This is a genomic window from Streptomyces sp. NBC_00510 (assembly GCA_036013505.1).
In the GTDB taxonomy this organism is placed as follows: Bacteria; Actinomycetota; Actinomycetes; order Streptomycetales; family Streptomycetaceae; genus Actinacidiphila.
Map to the genome: position 1 here is coordinate 7,440,518 of CP107851.1, position 17,704 is coordinate 7,458,221.

Annotated in this window: 13 protein-coding genes; 7 read left to right on the forward strand and 6 right to left on the reverse strand. The window is 74.8% G+C overall.

All coding sequences use genetic code 11. From position 1 onward, the window contains the following. Window positions 1–10 precede the first annotated feature (10 nt). The 5 genes from OG937_33640 (at window position 11) to OG937_33660 (ending at window position 3,163) form a co-directional block, all read left to right on the forward strand. Window positions 11–289 carry a hypothetical protein gene (locus OG937_33640; protein WUD76282.1) on the forward strand — a complete coding sequence of 93 codons (279 nt, stop codon included), beginning with the start codon at window positions 11–13 and terminating at the stop codon, window positions 287–289. Between the two features lie 19 nt (window positions 290–308). Further along, complete coding sequence (locus OG937_33645; protein ID WUD76283.1) at window positions 309–509, forward strand: hypothetical protein; 201 nt, start codon at window positions 309–311, stop codon at window positions 507–509. 258 nt (window positions 510–767) lie between these two features. Next, the gene (tatA, locus tag OG937_33650; protein WUD76284.1) at window positions 768–1,058 is read left to right on the forward strand and encodes a Sec-independent protein translocase subunit TatA; all 291 of its coding nucleotides are present in this window, start codon (window positions 768–770) and stop codon (window positions 1,056–1,058) included. Window positions 1,059–1,170: 112 nt separating this feature from the next. Next, complete coding sequence (tatC, locus tag OG937_33655) at window positions 1,171–2,058, forward strand: twin-arginine translocase subunit TatC (GenBank protein WUD76285.1); 888 nt, start codon at window positions 1,171–1,173, stop codon at window positions 2,056–2,058. A 211-nt stretch (window positions 2,059–2,269) separates the two neighbouring features. Continuing rightward, window positions 2,270–3,163, forward strand: coding sequence for a diacylglycerol kinase (locus tag OG937_33660; protein ID WUD76286.1), 894 nt, complete (start codon window positions 2,270–2,272; stop codon window positions 3,161–3,163). Between the two features lie 234 nt (window positions 3,164–3,397). On the opposite strand, the gene OG937_33665 is transcribed toward OG937_33660, so the two are convergent. Both OG937_33665 and OG937_33670 read right to left on the reverse strand, forming a co-directional pair. Further along, on the reverse strand, window positions 3,398–4,600 hold the full coding sequence (locus OG937_33665; GenBank protein ID WUD76287.1) for a helix-turn-helix domain-containing protein: 1,203 nt from the start codon (window positions 4,598–4,600) through the stop codon (window positions 3,398–3,400). Beyond that, window positions 4,597–5,844 carry a helix-turn-helix domain-containing protein gene (locus tag OG937_33670; GenBank protein WUD76288.1) on the reverse strand — a complete coding sequence of 416 codons (1,248 nt, stop codon included), beginning with the start codon at window positions 5,842–5,844 and terminating at the stop codon, window positions 4,597–4,599. The genes OG937_33665 and OG937_33670 overlap by 4 nt, the downstream gene beginning before the upstream one ends. A gap of 352 nt (window positions 5,845–6,196) precedes the next feature. Here OG937_33670 and OG937_33675 point away from each other — a divergent pair, with 352 nt between their 5' ends. Next, window positions 6,197–7,462, forward strand: a complete 1,266-nt coding sequence (locus tag OG937_33675; protein ID WUD76289.1) for an ABC transporter substrate-binding protein — start codon at window positions 6,197–6,199, stop codon at window positions 7,460–7,462. A 124-nt stretch (window positions 7,463–7,586) separates the two neighbouring features. Further along, window positions 7,587–10,421: a DEAD/DEAH box helicase gene (locus OG937_33680; protein ID WUD76290.1), complete on the forward strand. Its 2,835-nt coding sequence runs from the start codon at window positions 7,587–7,589 to the stop codon at window positions 10,419–10,421. Between the two features lie 52 nt (window positions 10,422–10,473). Here OG937_33680 and OG937_33685 read toward each other — a convergent pair whose 3' ends face one another. The 4 genes from OG937_33685 to OG937_33700 all read right to left on the reverse strand — a co-directional run bounded on the left by OG937_33685 (window position 10,474) and on the right by OG937_33700 (window position 17,402). Continuing rightward, the gene (locus OG937_33685; protein WUD76291.1) at window positions 10,474–12,123 is read right to left on the reverse strand and encodes an allophanate hydrolase; all 1,650 of its coding nucleotides are present in this window, start codon (window positions 12,121–12,123) and stop codon (window positions 10,474–10,476) included. A 262-nt stretch (window positions 12,124–12,385) separates the two neighbouring features. Beyond that, window positions 12,386–15,967, reverse strand: coding sequence for an urea carboxylase (gene uca / locus OG937_33690; protein WUD76292.1), 3,582 nt, complete (start codon window positions 15,965–15,967; stop codon window positions 12,386–12,388). Then, window positions 15,964–16,572, reverse strand: coding sequence for an urea carboxylase-associated family protein (locus tag OG937_33695; GenBank protein WUD76293.1), 609 nt, complete (start codon window positions 16,570–16,572; stop codon window positions 15,964–15,966). Before OG937_33695 ends, uca begins: the two co-directional genes overlap by 4 nt. Next, on the reverse strand, window positions 16,569–17,402 hold the full coding sequence (locus OG937_33700) for an urea carboxylase-associated family protein (GenBank protein ID WUD76294.1): 834 nt from the start codon (window positions 17,400–17,402) through the stop codon (window positions 16,569–16,571). The genes OG937_33695 and OG937_33700 overlap by 4 nt, the downstream gene beginning before the upstream one ends. Window positions 17,403–17,704 lie beyond the last annotated feature (302 nt).

The window sequence follows — 17,704 nt, forward strand, 5'->3', positions numbered from 1 at the left end:
GAGCGCCGGCATGGACGACCTCGACACCCTCGACACCCTCGGTACCGTCGGCGACCCCGGCACGACCCTGCCCGGGGTGATCTTCAGGGCCTCCTGCCCGGAGTGCCGGACCAGCTTCGAGCTGTCGGCCGACGCCCTGCGGCTGGCCATCGGCGGCAGCCACCGGACCACCTTCTACTCCTTCACCTGCCCCGACTGCGGCTCCTCCGTCCGCAAGCCGGCGGGCGACCGCATCGTGGAGCTCCTCACCGACGGCGGCGTCCGCACGATGCGGCTGCACACCGGCTGAGCCGCTACGCTCGGCTGCCATGTGGTGGCTCTACCTGTACGTCGGCCTCGCGACCGCCGGCCTGCTCGTGCTCGGTGTCCTCGCTCTGCGTGTGTACGCCGAGGTGCGCGGCCTCGCCCGGCAGGTGGGGCGCAGCAGCGACCGCCTGCGACAGGCCTCCGAGGACCTGCGGCGGGCCGCGGAGCCGCTGGCGCGCGGCGCCGGCGAACTCTCGCGCTGACGACGCCGTCCCGCCGGCCGTGCCCGCGGACGCCGGGTCGGCGCCCTCCGCGGCACCCTCGTCCTCCCCCCTCCAGGAAGGTACGCTGCTGAAGCGGCCCCGGGAGAGCGCGGCGGGGGCGGCAACGGCAAGGACGCCGGGGGATTGCCAGGCGTTTACCCCCGCAGGTTACGATCGCTGGCAGAGCGGACACCGTGTCCACGGACCCGGAGCCCGCTGCTCAAGAACCCATGCCGCCTCGGTGAGAAGGTAAAGCTTATGTTCGGCAGGCTCGGCGCCCCTGAGATCATCCTCATCCTTGTCGTCGTTCTGCTGCTGTTCGGGGCCAAGCGCCTCCCGGACATGGCCCGCGGCCTTGGGAAGTCGATGCGCATCCTGAAGAGCGAGGCGAAGGCGATGAAGTCGGACGACGCGACGGCCCCGCAGGCGCCGGCAGACGCGCCCGCCGACGCCCAGGCCGCGCCGAAGACCATCCAGGCCGCGCCCGGTGACGTCGCCAGCGCCCGCCCGGTCTCCGAGACCCAGCAGCCCCGCCAGACGCAGAGCTGACACGACGACACAGGTACGGGCCGCCGGCGGGGATGCCGGCCACCGCTTGAGATGAGGACCTGGGTTGCTCAAGTCTGCCCGCAGTAAGCCGACGAAGGACCCCGAGGGGCGCATGCCCCTCGTGGAGCACCTGCGTGAGCTGCGCAACCGGCTCGCCAAGAGCGTGCTCGCGATCGTCGTCGTGGCGATCGTGGCCGCCTTCTACAGCCAGCAACTCCTGGAGTTCCTGGCCTCCCCGGTACCCAAGTGCGGCCCCGGGGTCGTCAGCAGCGGCGGCAACTGCGCCATCGTCACGTTCGACTCGCTGACGGCGCCGTTCGCGCTCACGATGCAGGTCTGCTTCATGGCCGGCGTCATCGGCGCCAGTCCGGTCTGGCTGTACCAGCTGTGGGCCTTCATCGCCCCCGGCCTGCACCGGAACGAGCGCAAGTACACGTACATGTTCGTGGGCGCGGCGCTCCCGCTCTTCCTGGGCGGCGCCCTCCTCGCGTACAAGATCATGCCTGTCAGCATCAAGGTGCTGATCAGCTTCACGCCCGAGGGCTCGTCCAACCTCCTGAAGCTCGACGGGGTGCTGGACTTCACCATCCGCATGGTGCTGGTCTTCGGTCTCGCCTTCGAACTGCCGCTGCTCCTGGTCATGCTCAACCTGGTCGGCATGGTCAGCGGCCGCCGCATGGCGGGCTGGTGGCGGGCCGTGGTCATGGGCGTCTTCGTCTTCGGCGCCGTCGCGACGCCGACCACCGACCCGGTCAGCATGATCGCCCTGTCCGGTCCGATCGTCGTCCTCTACTTCGGCGCGGTCGCCTTCAGCCTGGTCAACGACCGGCGTCGGCGCTGGCGCAACCCCGACGCGGAACTCTCCGACGACGAGGCCTCCGAGCTGGACCTCACCCCGGAGTCGATCGGCACCGGCGAGCGCGTCACGGCCTCCGTGCCCGAGCAGGCCGGGCCCGTCGAGGACGGACGCCGCTCCGGCGACTTCGACGACGCGACCTGACGCCGCGTGACCCCCGACGGGGCCTCGCCCGGACCATCCGGGCGGGGCCCCGTCGTCATGGGGCGCAGGTGGCCGTCGGCAGTGGTCGCCCTTCGACGCGGCGAAGGTCATGGGCATGTTCCGCACCAGGCCCTGAGGTGATCACGACGCCTCCGGAAGAAGGGGTGCCGGTGATCTCGACGGGTGGGCTACCGCACGGTAGGGTCCGCGCGTGACCAGCGAGATCACCCTCATCGCCAACCCCACCGCGGGGCGTGGCCGGGGCGCCCGCGCCGCCGGACCGGCCGCGGACGCACTGCGCCGCGCGGGCTTCGGCGTGCGCACCGTCGTCGGCACCGACGCGGCCGACGCCCTGGCGCGGGCCCGCGAGGCCGTCGCGGACGGCACGGACGCGCTGGTCGCGGTCGGTGGCGACGGCATGGTGTCGCTGGCCCTGCAGGCCGTGGCCGGGACCGGCACGCCGCTCGGCGTCGTCGCGGTCGGCACGGGCAACGACTTCGCGCGGGCGACGGGACTGCCGATACGCGAGCCCGCCGCGGCCGGGGAGGCCATCGCGCGGGCGCTGAAGGAGCAGACCGTCCGCGAGATCGACCTCGGCCGCGCCGGCGAACGGTGGTTCGGCACGGTCCTCGCCTCCGGCTTCGACTCCCGGGTCAACGACCGCGGCAACCGGCTGCGCTGGCCCAGCGGTCGGCTCCGCTACGACGTGGCGATGCTGGCGGAACTGGCCGCGCTGCGCCCCATCCCGTACCGGATCACCCTCGACGACGGCGCCGAGATGCAGATCGAGGCGACCCTCGTGGCCGTCGGCAACGGCACCTCGTACGGCGGCGGCATGCGGATCTGCGCCGGAGCCGAACTCGACGACGGGCGCTTCGACGTGTGCGTGGTCGGGCCGTGCAGCCGCGGCACGCTGCTGCGCGTCTTCCCGAGGGTCTACCGCGGCACCCACCTCGGCCACCCCGTGGTGACGGTGCACCGCGCGGCCGCGATCACCCTCGCCGCCGACGGCATCACCGGCTACGCCGACGGTGAGCCGCTGGGCCCCCTGCCCCTGACCGCGCGCACCGTACCGCGGGCGCTGCGCCTGCTGGCGCCGCAGTAGCGCGCGTCGAGCGTTGCGTGTCCACCGTCGTGCGCGGCGCGGCAGGGCCGGTTCGGCCCGGGGCCTGCCGTGGCCCGGGCGTACCGGGCATGCGCGGTCGGCGGCCGTCCGGTGACCTGTACGCAGCGCGTGTCCGCCCGCGTCCGGGGGGCCCTTCGAGTGCGGTCGGTCGCCCGGCTCGGCGGAGGCGACCCCACCCGTGGTCAGGAACGGTGGGGACGGTGTCGTGGGCGCTCAGGCGGCGGGGGTGGAGCGGAGGGTGTCGACGGCCAGGGTGAGGTCGACGAGTTCGCGGGGGTGGGCGAGGCGGCGGCCGGTGAGGAGTTCCAGGCGGCGCAGGCGGTTGAGGACCGTGTTGCGGTGGCAGTCCATGCGCTCGGCGGCGGCCCGGGGGGAGCCGTCGCACTCCATCCACGTGGCGAAGGTGCCCAGCAGGGACTCGCGTTCCTCGTCGGCGAGCTCCCGCAGCGGGCCGAGGACACGCTCGGCCAGTTCGCCGGCGAGCCGCCGGTCCGAGGCGGCCACGACCGTCGGCATCCGCTCCTCCCACAGCGCCACCTCGCCGTCGGAGGCGCACGTGGGCAGCGCCAGTTCGGCGAGCGTCAGGGCCCGGTGCAGTTGGGCCAGGCCGCGGACGACCGGGCTGACCCCCGCCCGTAGCCCGGGGACGGCGCCCAGGAGCGCGGCGAGCGCCTCGGGGGACCGGTCGCCGAGCAGGACGACCAGGACCTCGCCCGTGCCCCGAGGTGCCCGCAGTACCCGGCTGCCGGCGCCCACCGGGAAGGCGTCGTCGCCGGGCGTGCCGGAGGCCGAGGCCCGCACGCTGGTCACCGCGACCACGAAACGGCCGTCGCCCGGTACGCCCAGGGCCTGGGCGGCGGCGCCCACGCCGAGGCTCTCGGTGCGTCCTTCGAGCAGGGCGCCCAGCACGCGGGCGGCCCGCCTGCTGCCGCCGGCCCCGCCGTCGCCCGGCGTCTCGCGGTAGGCGTCGGCCAGGATCGCGGTCGTGCGCCGGCGGAACCCCCACATCCGCGGGGCGATGTGCACCATGAGCGGGATGTCGCGGGGATGGTGCGCGGCGACGGTGTCGACGAGGTCCTGCCACACGACCGCGCCGCCCACCCCGAAGACGTGCGCCAGCAGCTCCAGCGGCATGCCCCGCTCGGCCTGGCGGCGGCCGGCCTCCCGCATGTGCCGGGCCGCGTCCGCGTCGCGCTCCGGGTCGACGAGCCGGTCCAGGTGCATGGTGATCATCGTCGCGAAGCCGTCGAGGGAGCAGTCGGGGTCGTCGGCGTGGTCCACGAAGCCGGGGACCTCGGTGTGCAGCCGGGCCATGACCCGCTCCGACAGCTCGCCGGTCCGCTCCTTCATCCGCAGCGCCGCCGTCCGCAGCAGCTCCCGGGCCGCCTCGTCCTGCGGCTGCGGACGCGCCGTCACCGGGGCGCTCCCGGACCGTGCGCCGCGGAGATCCGCTCGGCGTCCAGGGCGAGCGCCAGGTGCACCACGTCGCGCGGTCGCGACACGGAGCGTCCGGTGAGCTCCTCCAGCCGCCGCAGCCGCCTGCGCACCGTGTTGGCGTGGCAGAACAGGGCGGTCGCGGCCTTCTCGACGGAACCGTCGGTGTCCAGCCACGCCCCCAGGGTCTCCAGGAGCACGGTGGCCTCCGTGGCCTCCACGTCCCGCAGCCCGCCCAGGACGCCGGCGGCGACCTCGCTCGCGACGTCCGGGCGGCGGGCGAGCAGCCCGGCCGGGTAGCGGCGGTCGAGGACGGCCACCTCGCCGTCCCGGGTGCAGGTGCGCAGCGCGAGCTCGGCGAGCTCCCTGGCGTGCCCGACGGCGCCCAGCCGGTCCACCTCCGGGCTCAGGCCCGCCCGCGTCCCGGTGGGCACCTCCAGCGCGGCCGCGAAGTCGCCGAGCGTCAGGTCGCCAAGGTCGGCCAGGAGCACCTCGCCGCCGACCGGGAACGCCCGGTGCACCCGCACCCCGGCGGGCACCCCGGCCCGCGGCCGTACGGGCAGCGAGGCCCCCGTCGTGCCGCGCACGACGGCGACCGTGAAGCGGCCGCGCTCGGGCAGGCCGAGGGCGTCCGCGGCCTCGGCGAGGCCCGGGGCGTCCACCCGGCCGGCGAGGAGCCCCTCCAGCGCCCTGCGGCCGCGCTGCCGGTGGAACGTCACCTCGCCGCGGGCCCGCAGATAGGCGTCGGCCATCAGGCGGCTGTCCCGCTCGAACAGGTCCCAGACCTCGGCGGCGGCGCGGGCGATCAGCTGCGTCCCCTCGGGCCCCCGGCCCTCCCCGGCCCGGACCAGCGCCAGCCACAGCGCGTCACCGGCCGTACGGCAGGCGCCCATCATCGGCTCCAGGGGGAACCCCTGCCACGCGCGGCGCTCCCCCACCCACGACAGGTACGCGGCGGACACCGCGGAGCGCCCCGGGTCGGCGAGCGAGTCGAGGACGGCGGCGACCGAACCCTCGGTCTCCGCCAGCAGCCCGGACGGTGCCAGAGCGGGCTCCCTGTAGGCGGGGTGCCGGTCCCGGATCCGCTCGACGATGTCCGCCGCCACCGGCCCGACCTGCGCGCGCACCTGCATCGCGGCGGCTCTCAGCATCTCGCGGTGCTCCCGCCCGGGGGCGCCCGCGATGCCCGCGGTGCACATCGGACGCGTCGTGGCGGGCGTGGCCATCCGATCTTCCTCTCGGCTCTGCGGGCGCGGAGCCCGGGTGGGCGGGCACCCGCACGGCATTCCTACCGGCTGGTAGTCCGGCCCCGGAAGACAGGTGACGCAAACGTGACCGACATCCGGACAGAACCCACACATCACCGAACACGCGGTCGTACGGGACGGCTCGGGCGGTGCCGCTGCACAGCCGGGCCCCGCCGCCGTTGGGAACCGCGACCAGAAACGCCCCCGCCCCTCGCCGAACCGCCCGCCATCTCTTCCCATGGAGCTCCCGCATCACCGGCCCCGGACGCCGGCCCCCCGGCCGCGCCCGCGGCGGCCCCCCGCGGCCCACCCCTCCAGGAGCAAGCACACCGTGACCCGGAAACAGCGCCTCAGGTCCTCCGTCGTCCTCACCGCCGCCCTCACCTGCGTCCTCACGGCCTGCGGCGGGGACAAGGGCACCGCCGCGGACGACGGTCCGGTCGACGCGAACGGTGTGAAGACGGGGCCCGGCATCACCGATTCCACCATCACCCTGGGCGTCCTCACCGACCTGTCCGGCCCGTACGGCCCGCTGGGCCGCTCGGTGCTGCAGGCGGAGAAGCTCTACGTCGACCAGGTCAACGCCAAGGGCGGCGTGTGCGGCCGCAAGCTCAAGCTGCTCGTCCGCGACCACGGCTACGACGTCGACACGGCCGTCGTCCACTACGGCGAGATGGAGCCGAAGATCGCCGCGATGCCGGGCCTCCTCGGCTCGACGATCATCAACGCCCTGCTCGACAGCATCGAGGTCGACGACGTCATGACGACGTCCCTCGGCTACTCCTCGGCCCTGCTCGGCCAGCCCACCCTGACGACCATCAACGCCACCTACGACGTCGACATGATCAACGGCTTCGAGTACCTGGCGGACACCCAGGGCCTCGGGCCGGGCGACCGGGTCGGCTACATCTACCTCGAGGGCGACTACGGGAGCAACGCGCGGCGCGGGGCCAGGTTCGTCGCCGACAAGCGCGGCATGACCCTCGTCGAGAAGAAGGTCGGGCCGACGCGCAAGGACCTGTCCGAGGAGGTGCGCGAGCTCGGCGAGGCCGGCGTGAAGGCCGTCCTGATCAGCACCAGCCCCGCGCAGACCGCCGCGGCGGTCGGCGCCGCCGCCGCGGGCGGGCTCGACGTGCCGTTCCTCGGCAGCGCCGTCGGCTACGACCCTCAGCTGCTGAAGACCCCCGCGGCGCCGGCACTGCTGAAGATGCTGCAGCTCGTCGCCCCCACCCCGGCGATGACCAGCGACACCCCCGAGGTCAGGAAGCTCGTCGCGGACTACAAGCGCCGCTACCCGGGGGACCCGCTGGACCAGGGACTGGAGACCGGGCACAACACGATGGCCGTCGCCGTCCAGGACCTGAAGTCGGCCTGCGAGGCGGAGGACCTGAGCAGGGAGGGCATCATCGCGGCGCACCGCCGGCAGAAGGGGTTCGACCCCGGGCTGGGTCCGGCCCTGGACTTCTCCGACCCGTGGCGGCCCAGCGCCACCCAGAGCTACATCGTCAAGCCGGACCGGGGCGTGCCCGGCGGTCTGGCCGGGGTGAAGGACGCCTTCAAGGTCCCGCTGGTGGAGCAGTACCTCACCACCATCTGAGTTTCCCGGGCGCGAGGCGCGGGGGTGGGGCGGGCGCGACACGCCCGGCCTCCGCGCCTCGGGTTTTGCTTCGGCAAAAAGATCATGTCGGCTGTCAGTGCGGCCCGGTAGTCTCGTTTTCAAGATGAACGACGAGATGTCTCCCGCCGAGCGGTACGCCGCTTCCCGGCTCCGCGCCGCCGAGCAGGCCACCGCACTCGCGGGCTTCCGCGAGCTGTACGAGTTCGGCCTGGACCCCTTCCAGATCGAGGCCTGTCAGGCCCTCGAGGCCGGCAAGGGCGTGCTGGTGGCGGCACCCACCGGCTCCGGAAAGACCATCGTGGGCGAGTTCGCGGTCCACCTGGCCCTCCGCGAGGGCCGCAAGTGCTTCTACACCACCCCCATCAAGGCGCTGTCGAACCAGAAGTTCACCGACCTCGTCAAGCGCTACGGCGCCGAGCGGGTCGGCCTGCTGACCGGCGACAACAGCGTCAACGGGGACGCGCCGATCGTGGTCATGACCACCGAGGTGCTCCGCAACATGCTGTACGCGGGCTCCCAGGCCCTCGACGGCCTCGGCTACGTGGTCATGGACGAGGTGCACTACCTCTCCGACCGCTTCCGCGGCGCGGTCTGGGAGGAGGTCATCATCCACCTCCCGCAGTCCGTGACCCTGGTGTCGCTCTCCGCGACCGTCTCCAACGCCGAGGAGTTCGGCGACTGGCTGGACACCGTCCGCGGTGACACGCAGGTCATCGTCTCCGAGCACCGCCCGGTGCCGCTGTGGCAGCACGTCCTGGCGGGCCGCCGGATGTACGACCTGTTCGAGGAGGAGCAGGGCACCGGCACGGGCGGGCAGCGCGCCGCCGTCAACCCCGACCTGGTGCGGCTGGCCCGCACGGAGAACCAGCGCGCCTTCAACGGCCGCGACCGGCGCGGCGGCAGGATGCGCGAGGCCGACCGCGAGCGCGAGCGGCGCCAGCAGCGCAGGATCTGGACGCCCAGCCGGGTCGAGGTCATCGAGCGGCTGGACGCGGAGGGGCTGCTGCCCGCGATCACGTTCATCTTCAGCCGCGCCGGCTGCGAGTCGGCGGTGCAGCAGTGCCTCCACGCGGGCCTGCGGCTCAACAGCGAGGAGAACCGGGCGAAGGTCCGGGCCATCGTCGAGGAGCGCACCAAGTCCATCCCCGACGAGGACCTGAACGTCCTCGGCTACTTCGAGTGGCTGGAGGGCCTGGAGCGGGGCATCGCCGCGCACCACGCCGGCATGCTGCCGACCTTCAAGGAGGTCGTCGAGGAGCTCTTCGTGAAGGGCCTGGTCAAGGCCGTCTTCGCCACCGAGACGCTGGCGCTGGGCATCAACATGCCCGCCCGCTCCGTGGTCCTGGAGAAGCTCGTCAAGTGGAACGGCGAGACCCACGCCGACGTCACCCCCGGCGAGTACACGCAGCTCACCGGCCGTGCCGGACGCCGTGGCATCGACGTCGAGGGCCACGCGGTCGTGCTGTGGCAGCGCGCCTTCGACCCCGTCCACCTGGCGGGTCTGGCCGGCACGCGCACCTATCCGCTGCGCTCCTCCTTCAAGCCCTCGTACAACATGGCCGTCAACCTCGTCGGCCAGTTCGGGCGGCACCGCTCCCGTGAGCTGCTGGAGACCTCGTTCGCGCAGTTCCAGGCCGACCGCTCGGTGGTCGGCATCTCCCGCCAGGTGCAGCGCAACGAGGAGGGCCTGGAAGGCTACCGGTCCTCCATGACCTGCCACCTCGGTGACTTCGACGAGTACATGTCGCTGCGCCGGCAGCTGAAGGACCGCGAGGCCGAGCTGTCCCGGCAGGGCGCGAACCAGCGCCGGGTGGCCGTGGCGGACGCGCTGGAGAAGCTCCGCCCGGGCGACATCATCCACGTCCCGGCAGGGAAGTTCGCGGGGCTGGCCCTGGTCCTCGACCCGGGCGTGCCCGCCGGCCGCAGCCCCGGCCACCACAACCGGCACGACCAGTTCCAGCACGACGGCCCGCGCCCGCTGGTGCTCACCGCGGAGCGGCAGGTCAAGCGGCTCGCGCAGATCGACTTCCCGGTGCCGGTCGAGGCGCTGGACCGGATGCGCATCCCCAAGTCCTTCAACCCGCGCAGCCCCCAGTCCCGGCGCGACCTGGCCTCCGCCATGCGCTCCAAGGCCGGTACGGCCGGCATAGCGCCGCAGCGGCAGCGCCGCCAGCGCTCGGCCGCCGCGGACGACAACGAGATCGCCCGGCTGCGGACCGAGATCCGCGCGCACCCCTGCCACGGCTGCGATGAGCGCGAGGACCACGCCCGCTGGGCCGAGCGCTACCAGCGGCTCCAGCGCGACACCAAGCAGCTCGAGCGCCGCATCGAAGGCCGCACCAACACCATCGCCCGCACCTTCGACCGGATCTGCGCCCTGCTCACCGACCTCGGCTACCTCGAGGCCGAGAAGGTCACCGCCGACGGCCGCCGGCTGGCCCGGCTCTACGGCGAGCTCGACCTCCTGGCCAGCGAGTGCCTCCGTGACGGGGTCTGGGACGGCCTCGGCCCCGCCGACCTCGCCGCTTGCGCCTCCGCGCTGGTCTACGAGTCCCGCTCCGCGGACGACGCCCTGCCGCCGCGGCTGCCCTCCGGCAGCGCCAAGCAGGCACTCGGCGAGATGGTCCGTATCTGGGGCCGCCTCGACGCCCTGGAGGAGGACCACCGCATCAACCAGGCCGAGGGCGTCGGGCAGCGCGAACCCGACCTCGGCTTCGCCTGGGCCGCCCACCGCTGGGCCTCCGGGCACGGCCTGGACGCGGTGCTGCGCGACGCCGACATGCCGGCGGGCGACTTCGTGCGCTGGACGAAGCAGCTCATCGACGTCCTCGGCCAGATCGCCGACGCCGCCCCCGAGGGCAGCCCGGTGCGGCGCAACGCCCGCAAGGCCGTCGACGGACTCCTGCGCGGCGTCGTGGCGTACTCCTCGGTGGGCTGACGACCGCGGCGCGCCGCCTCCGCGCGGCGCGCCCGGCCGGGTCGGCGGCCCCCTATGCCGAGAGGTACGCCCGCCAGCCGCCGTACGCGGTGATGTCGGCGGCGCCCGTGACGGCGGCCGGCTCGCACAGGAAGCCCGGGACGGTGGTGCCGTCCGCGAGACGGACCGGGCCGAGGGCCATCGGGTGGGGGAGCGCGGCCAGGAGCCGGCCGAGGCCCTCGGCGGGGAGTTCCCACACCTCGCACTCCACGGTCGCGCCCTCGTCCGGTGGCACGCGCACCAGGCCCGGCTTGGGCGGCGTGGTCGCCAGGGCGTACAGCCGGTACTCGGCGGCGGTCGTGGTCGTACGGAGCAACCGGGCGCCCAGGGACCGCAGTTCGCCGTTGAGCGGCTGGCCCGACAGGTGCGCGCCGACGACCGAGAAGGGGACGGTGGGGCGCAGCAGGCCCGCGATGGCGCTCTGGCGCTCCTCGGTGCGGGCGCGGCCCAGCAGCATCACCCCGAACGGCAGGCCGCCGACCTCGCCGGCGGGTACCGCGACCCCGCACATGTCCAGGAGGTTGGCGGAGTTGGTGAACCGGCCCAGGCGGGCGTTGGCCCCGACCGGGTCGGCGGCGACCTCGGCGAGCGTGGGGTGCCCGGGGGCCGTCGGCAGCAGCAGCGCGTCGGCGTCGCCGAGTGCGGCCATGGCGCGGTCCGTGAGCGCGGCCAGCCGCTCACGGTCGGCGAGGAGGCGGTGCGCGGGGATGTCGCGTGCGGCGGTGATGATGCGCGCGACGGTCGGGTCCAGGTCCGGGCTCCCGGTGTGTTCGTCGATGAAGCCACCCACGGCGGTGTAGCGCTCCGCCACGAAGGCGCCCTCGTAGAGCAGCGCCGCCGCGGCGGAGAACGGCGTCAGGTCCACCGGGCGCACCTCCACGCCCGCGGCGGCCAGGCGTCCGGCCGTCCACGAAAAGGCCTCCGCCCACCCCGGGTCGAGCTCCCCGAGCTGCTCCAGGGGCGGCACCGCCACGCGCCACGGCCCCGGACGGCGGGCGGGCGGCGGAGCCTGCGGCACGTCGGCGACGACACCCAGCGCCCGCTGCGCCTCCGGGAGCGTGCGGGCGAACACCGTGACGCAGTCCAGGCTCGCGCAGGCGGGCACCACGCCCTCCGTCGGCACCAGCCCCCGGGTCGGCTTGATCCCCACGATCCCGTTGAACGCGGCGGGCACCCGCCCCGAACCTGCCGTGTCCGTGCCGAGGGCGACGTCCACGATCCCGAGCGCCACGGCGACCGCCGAGCCCGCACTCGAACCGCCGCTGACCCGCGCCGGGTCGTACGCGTTGCGCACCGCCCCGTACGGGCTCCTGGTGCCGACCAGCCCCGTCGCGAACTGGTCCAGGTTGGTCGTCCCCAGCACCACCGCGCCGGCGGCGCGCAGCCGGGCCACGGCGGGTGCGTCGGCGTCCGGCCGGTACGCGTAGGAGGGGCAGCCGGCGGTCGTGGGCAGCCCCGCGACGTCGATGTTCCCCTTGACGGCGACCACCGTCCCGGCCAGCGGCAGCGGGTCAGCGGCGTCCAGGGCGGCGGCCTCCGCCTCCACCTCGGCCTGCGGCCGCAGCGTGATCCACACCTCGGGGCGGTCCACTTCGGCGATGCGCGCGTACGCGGCCCGGACGCGGTCCAGGGCGGGGGTGCCGGAGGGGGTCGGAGTGGGCATGTCGGGTTCTCCTTCACGGGTGTCTTCCCGCCCGGCCACCCCCCTACCCGGGACGGCGCCGCGATCGCCGCACCGGCGCCGATCAGGGCGTGGGTGTGGCGCCCGGGGTGAGGTGGGTGAGGTGGGTGCGGTCGGTCGGATGGCGGCGGGGTGGTGTCCGGCCGGGCGGTCGGGTGCCCCGGTCGCGGGGGCCGGCCGCGACCGGTGGGAAAGGCGGGACGTCCGGGCGTCGAGCACCGGAGGCAGGCGCAGCAGGGGCGGGCTACAGGGGGCGCAGCGTGAGCAGCACCGTGCCGGCGTCGACCTGGTCCCCCGGGGTGACCAGGACCGCGTCCACGACGCCGTCCACGGGGGCCTCGACCGGGGACTCCATCTTCATCGCCTCCAGTGCCAGCAGCCGCTGCCCGGCCCGTACCCGGTCACCCGGACGGACCGCGACCTGCCACACCGACGCCGGGAACTCCGCCTCGACCGCGCTGCCGCCCTCGGGCACCGTGACGCCCGTCGTGCCCGCGCCCGCCACCGGGGACGCGGCCGCCTCCGCACGGGCGAACTCCCCGGCCGCCTCCCACGCGTCCCGCTCGGCGGCGAACGCGGCCGCCTGCCGGGCCCGGAAGGCGCCGATGGATGCGGCGTTGGCGTCGAGGAAGGCCTGGTGTCCGGCGAGGGCGAACTCGCCCTCCTCGACCCGGAGTTCCAGGCGCCCTGCGGCCATGTCGGCGCGCATCTCCAGCAGTTCGCCGGCCTCGACCGGGAACCACCTGATGCGGTCGAAGAACCGCAGCAGCCACGGCCGCCGCCCGGCCGTCGCGCCCCGCCCCCAGACCTGGACGGTGCGGCCCACGAACTGGTAGCCGCCGGGTCCCTCCATGCCGTACACGCACAGGTAGGCGCCGCCGATGCCGACGGAGTTCTCGGCGGTCCAGGTCCGCGCCGGGTTGTACTTCGTGGTCACCAGCCGGTGCCGTGGGTCGAGCGGGGTCGCGACGGGCGCGCCCAGGTAGACGTCACCGAGCCCCAGCACCAGGTACTCCGCGTCGAAGACGGTGCGCCGGACGTCCTCCACCGACTCCAGCCCGTTGACACGGCGGATGAACTCGATGTTCCAGGGGCACCAGGGCGCGTCGTCCCGCACCCCCGCCATGTAGCGGGCGACGGCCTCGCGCGTGGCGGGGTCGTCCCAGGACAGCGGCAGGTGGACGGTGCGGCTGGGCACCACCAGCCGCTCGGCGGGCGGCAGGTGCCCCTCCGCCTCGCGCACGCAGTCCAGCAGCTTGGCCGTGGACAGCACGTCCGGGTCGACGTGCACCTGCAGCGAGCGGATGCCCGGCGTGAGGTCGACGACCCCCGGCGGTCCGGCGGCGGCCAGGTGCTCCGCGAGGGCGTGGACGCGCATCCGCAGGGCGAGGTCGAGCTGCATCGGCCCGTACTCGACGAGCAGGTTGTCGTCGCCGCTGCGCCGGTACGTCACCGACGGGCGGCCCTCGCCCTCCGGAAGGCGCCCGAGGACCCCGCCGTCGCCGAGCTCGGGCCGGGAGGCGCGCGGCGCGACGGCGGGGGAGCGCCGCAGGGCGGCCGCCGTGTCCTCGGTGACCGGCACGAACCGCACGGTGTCACCGGGACGGAGCTGCCCCAGCTTCCAGCGCTGCCCGGTGACGACGGTCGCCGGGCACACGAAGCCGCCCAGCGAGGGCCCGTCCGGGCCGAGCAGCACGGGCATGTCGCCGGTGTAGTCGACGGCGCCGACCGCGTACGGGGTGTCGTGGATGTTGGAGGGGTGCAGCCCGGCTTCACCGCCGTCGGCGCGGGCCCAGCGCGGCTTCGGGCCGACCAGGCGGACGCCGGTCCGCGCGGAGTTGAAGTGCACCTTCCACTGCGCCGCGTAGAAGTCGCGGACGTCGTCCTCGGTGAAGAACTCGGGCGCTGCGTGCGGTCCTTCGACGGCGGCGACGTGCCACGCGGTGGTGAAGTCCGGTCGCCGGTCCACGGGCACGGTGGTACCGCCGCAGGCCCCGCCCCCGTGGAGCACGTCCCCGGAGCGCAGCGCCCGGCCGCCGTGGCCGCCGAACCGCCCCAGGGTGAAGGTGGCCGCGCTGCCCAGGTACGCGGGGACGTCGAGCCCGCCGTCGCCGAACAGCACGTACGTCCGCAGCCCCGGCCCCTGCGGAGCCGGTACGTCCAGCTCGCCGCCGGCCGGTACGGTGACCGGCTCCCACTGCGGCACCGGCCGGCCGTCCACGGTCACGGCGACGGGCGCGCCGGTGACGCAGACGGTCGTGGCGTGCGTGAAGCGCAGCCGCGGGCCGAGCAGGGTGCACTCCAGGCCGGGGGCACCCTCGTCGTTGCCCAGCGCCTCGTTGCCGAGCCGGAAGGACAGGTCGTCCATGGGCCCGCAGGGCGGCACGCCGACGTGCCAGAGCCCGGTGCGGCCGGGCCAGTCCTGGACGGTGGTCAGCGTGCCCGGCCGCAGCACCTCGACGCGTGGCGTCGGGTCGGCGACGCCCTCCAGGGTCGCCGTGGTGTGCGCGGCCGCGCGCAGCGCGGGCTCGGCGACGGCGGCGCGCAGCAGGCCGAGGTTGGTCTCGATGCCGCCCACCCGGGTCGCGGTGAGCGCGCGGGCGAGCCGGTCGAGGGCGTCCTCGCGGTCGGTGCCGTGGGCGATGACCTTGGCCAGCATCGGGTCGTACGCGGTGGTCACCTCGGTCCCGGTCTCGACCCAGGCGTCCACGCGGACGCCCTCGGGGAACGCGACCTCGGTCAGCACGCCCGCGCCGGGCCGGTGCCCGCGGCTGGGGTCCTCGGCGTAGACGCGGGCCTCCACGGCGTGACCGCGCGGCGGGCCCGGCTCCGTGACCACGCCGGTGTCGCCCTGCGCGAGGCGCAGCATCCACGCGACGAGGTCGACGCCGTACACCTCCTCCGTCACCGGGTGCTCCACCTGCAGGCGCGTGTTGACCTCCAGGAAGTACGCCTCGTCGCGGGCGGCGTCGTACACGTACTCCACCGTCCCCGCCGAGCGGTAGCCGACGGAGGCGCACAGGTCGCGGGCGCTGCCGGCGAGGCGGCGGCGCACGGCGTCCGGCAGACCGGGGGCCGGGGCCTCCTCCAGGACCTTCTGGTTGCGGCGCTGCAGGGAGCAGTCGCGGTCGCCGAAGTCGACGACCCGGCCCCGCCCGTCGCCGAAGACCTGCACCTCGACGTGGCGGGCCCGCTCCACCAGGCGTTCCAGGAACACGCCCGCGGAGGAGAAGGAGGCCGCGGCCACGCGCCGCACGCCCTCCCAGGCCCCGGTCAGCTCGGTGGCGGAGCGGCAGGCCCGCATGCCGATGCCGCCGCCTCCGCCGGTGGCCTTGAGCATCACCGGGTAGCCGAGGGCCCGCGCCGCCTCCAGGGCGGCGTCGAGGTCCGCCAGCAGCCCGGTGCCCGGCAGCAGGGGCACCCCGGAGGCCTCGGCGGCGGCGCGCGCGGTGTGCTTGGTGCCGAAGAGCGCCAGCTGCTCCGGCGTCGGCCCGACGAAGACCAGGCCGGCGGCCTCGCAGCGGCGCGCGAAGTCGGCGTCCTCGGAGAGGAACCCGTAGCCGGGGTGGACCGCCCCCGCCCCGGTGGCGCGGGCGGCGGCCAGGACGGCGTCGGCGTCCAGGTAGCTGGCCTTGGCCGGGGCCGGGCCGAGCCGTACGGCGTGGTCGGCGAGGCGCACGTGCGGGGCGGAGCGGTCGGGGTCGGAGAAGACGGCGACCGTGCGCAGGCCCATGCGCCGGGCGGTGCGGATGACGCGGACGGCGATCTCGCCGCGGTTGGCGACGAGGAGGGTGTCGAAGGCGGCGTGGCTCACGGCGTGGGTCATGCGCGGCCGCCGGAGACCGTCATCTCGACCGGGGTCGGGTCGAAGCCGTTGCAGGGGTTGTTGATCTGCGGGCAGTTGGAGACCAGGACGAGGACGTCGGTCTCGGCCCGCAGCACGATCCGGAGCCCGGGGGCGGAGATGCCGTCGACGATGCCGAGGGTGCCGTCGGGCTCGACGGGCACGTTCATGTACCAGTTGACGTTGCCCACCAGGTCCCGCTTGCCGAGGCCGTACCTGGCGCCCTCGGCGAGGAAGTTCTCCACGCAGGCGTGCTGCGACCAGGTGTGGTGGCCGTAGCGCAGGGTGTTGGACTCCTTGGAGCAGGCGCCGCCGATGGTGTCGTGGCGGCCGCAGGTGTCCTCCACGACGGTCATCAGCGGGGTGTGCTCGTTGGAGAGCAGCACGCTGCCGGTGGTCAGGAAGATGCCGCCCTGGGCCTGGAGGGTGTCCGGCGCGCTGTAGCGGATGGCCGTGTCGTGGGCGTCGTACACCAGGAAGTCCACGGCCTGGTTGCCGCCGAGGTCGGTGACGGTCAGGTGCTCCCCGGCGCGGACGACCGCGGACCAGGGCGCGCGGGCGGGGACGAGAGCGGTCTCGCTGGTCACTGCAGCCCCCTGGCGGCGAGGTGGTCGGCGGTGTTGAGGAAGGCGCGGCGGCCCTCGGGAGTGGCGTCCCACAACGGGTCCCCGGGCGCGGTCGGCGCGGCGCGCCAGGCCAGCACCTCCAGTGGTGTGCAGACGTACTCCGGCCGCGGGTCCAGCGGGTGCGGCACGTTCGCGATCAGCACGGTCAGCGGCTGCTCGGCGCGCAGGGTGACGGACGCCCCGGGGCCCGCGGAGCCGGTGAACTCCAGCTTGCCGTCGGCGACGACGCGGACGCCCTGGAAGAAGGAGACCGACGGCGGCAGGTCGCGCGGCTCGAGGCCGTTCTTCAGCGCGGCCAGCTTCAGCAGCTCGCGGCCCGCGGGGGAGGGGCCGTGCGCCGAACCGTCCCCGTACAGGGCGGTGTTGCGGACGGCGGTCGAGGTGCCGCAGAGCGCGTCGTGCCGGCCGCCGGTGTCGGCCACGACCGAGGCGAGCACCCGGCCCTGGTCGGACAGGAGCAGGTGGCCCGCGCCGAGGTAGGCGTTCCACAGCACCTTCACCGTGTCGGCGGTGTTGAGCCGCTCCCAGGGGCGGTCGGCGACGTACAGCAGCAGGTGGGCGCAGGCGTCGCCCGCCAGGTCGGTGAGCCGCAGTTCGGTGCCGCGGGCCAGCACCTTGTGCGTGTACGCGCCCGCCGCCACGGTCTCCGCCCAGACCAGGTCCCGCGGCTCGACACCGGGCGGCGGCCGCTCCGGCCAGTGCGCGGCGGGCAGCACGGGCATGGCGTCCACCCGCGTCCCCTCCTGCGCGCGGGCGTGGTCCCGGGCTCCGTGAGGCGTCCCTGTCGACACGGCGTTCCACCTCCAATTTCTGTCGTCCGACAGAAATTAGGCGGCGGTGGATTCGGCGCCATTGCCCGTGCGTTTCCTGACGGTTACCGGGTGCTCACGCCCGCACGGCCCGTGATCCCGGTGGCGCCGGACCGGAGCCCGGTGTGCCGGGGCGTCGCCCGGACGCCGGGCGGCACCGGTCACTTCGGGGCTCGCTGCGGAGCCGTGCGGCGGTCCGGTGCTCCGGGGCACCCGTACCGTGTGCCGCCCCGCGTGCGGGGGCCGGGCACCCCGGGGGGTCGGGCGGCTGTGCGAGGATCGAG

Excerpts from the sequence above, each read along its gene's own strand:
- OG937_33640 (WUD76282.1), top strand. The coding sequence starts at position 11 with ATGGACGACCTCGACACCCTCGACACCCTCGGTACCGTCGGCGACCCC.
- OG937_33645 (WUD76283.1), top strand. The coding sequence starts at position 309 with ATGTGGTGGCTCTACCTGTACGTCGGCCTCGCGACCGCCGGCCTGCTC.
- tatA (WUD76284.1), top strand. The coding sequence starts at position 768 with ATGTTCGGCAGGCTCGGCGCCCCTGAGATCATCCTCATCCTTGTCGTC.
- tatC (WUD76285.1), top strand. The coding sequence starts at position 1,171 with ATGCCCCTCGTGGAGCACCTGCGTGAGCTGCGCAACCGGCTCGCCAAG.
- OG937_33670 (WUD76288.1), bottom strand. The coding sequence starts at position 5,844 with ATGGCCACGCCCGCCACGACGCGTCCGATGTGCACCGCGGGCATCGCG.
- OG937_33680 (WUD76290.1), top strand. The coding sequence starts at position 7,587 with ATGAACGACGAGATGTCTCCCGCCGAGCGGTACGCCGCTTCCCGGCTC.
- OG937_33685 (WUD76291.1), bottom strand. The coding sequence starts at position 12,123 with ATGCCCACTCCGACCCCCTCCGGCACCCCCGCCCTGGACCGCGTCCGG.
- uca (WUD76292.1), bottom strand. The coding sequence starts at position 15,967 with ATGACCCACGCCGTGAGCCACGCCGCCTTCGACACCCTCCTCGTCGCC.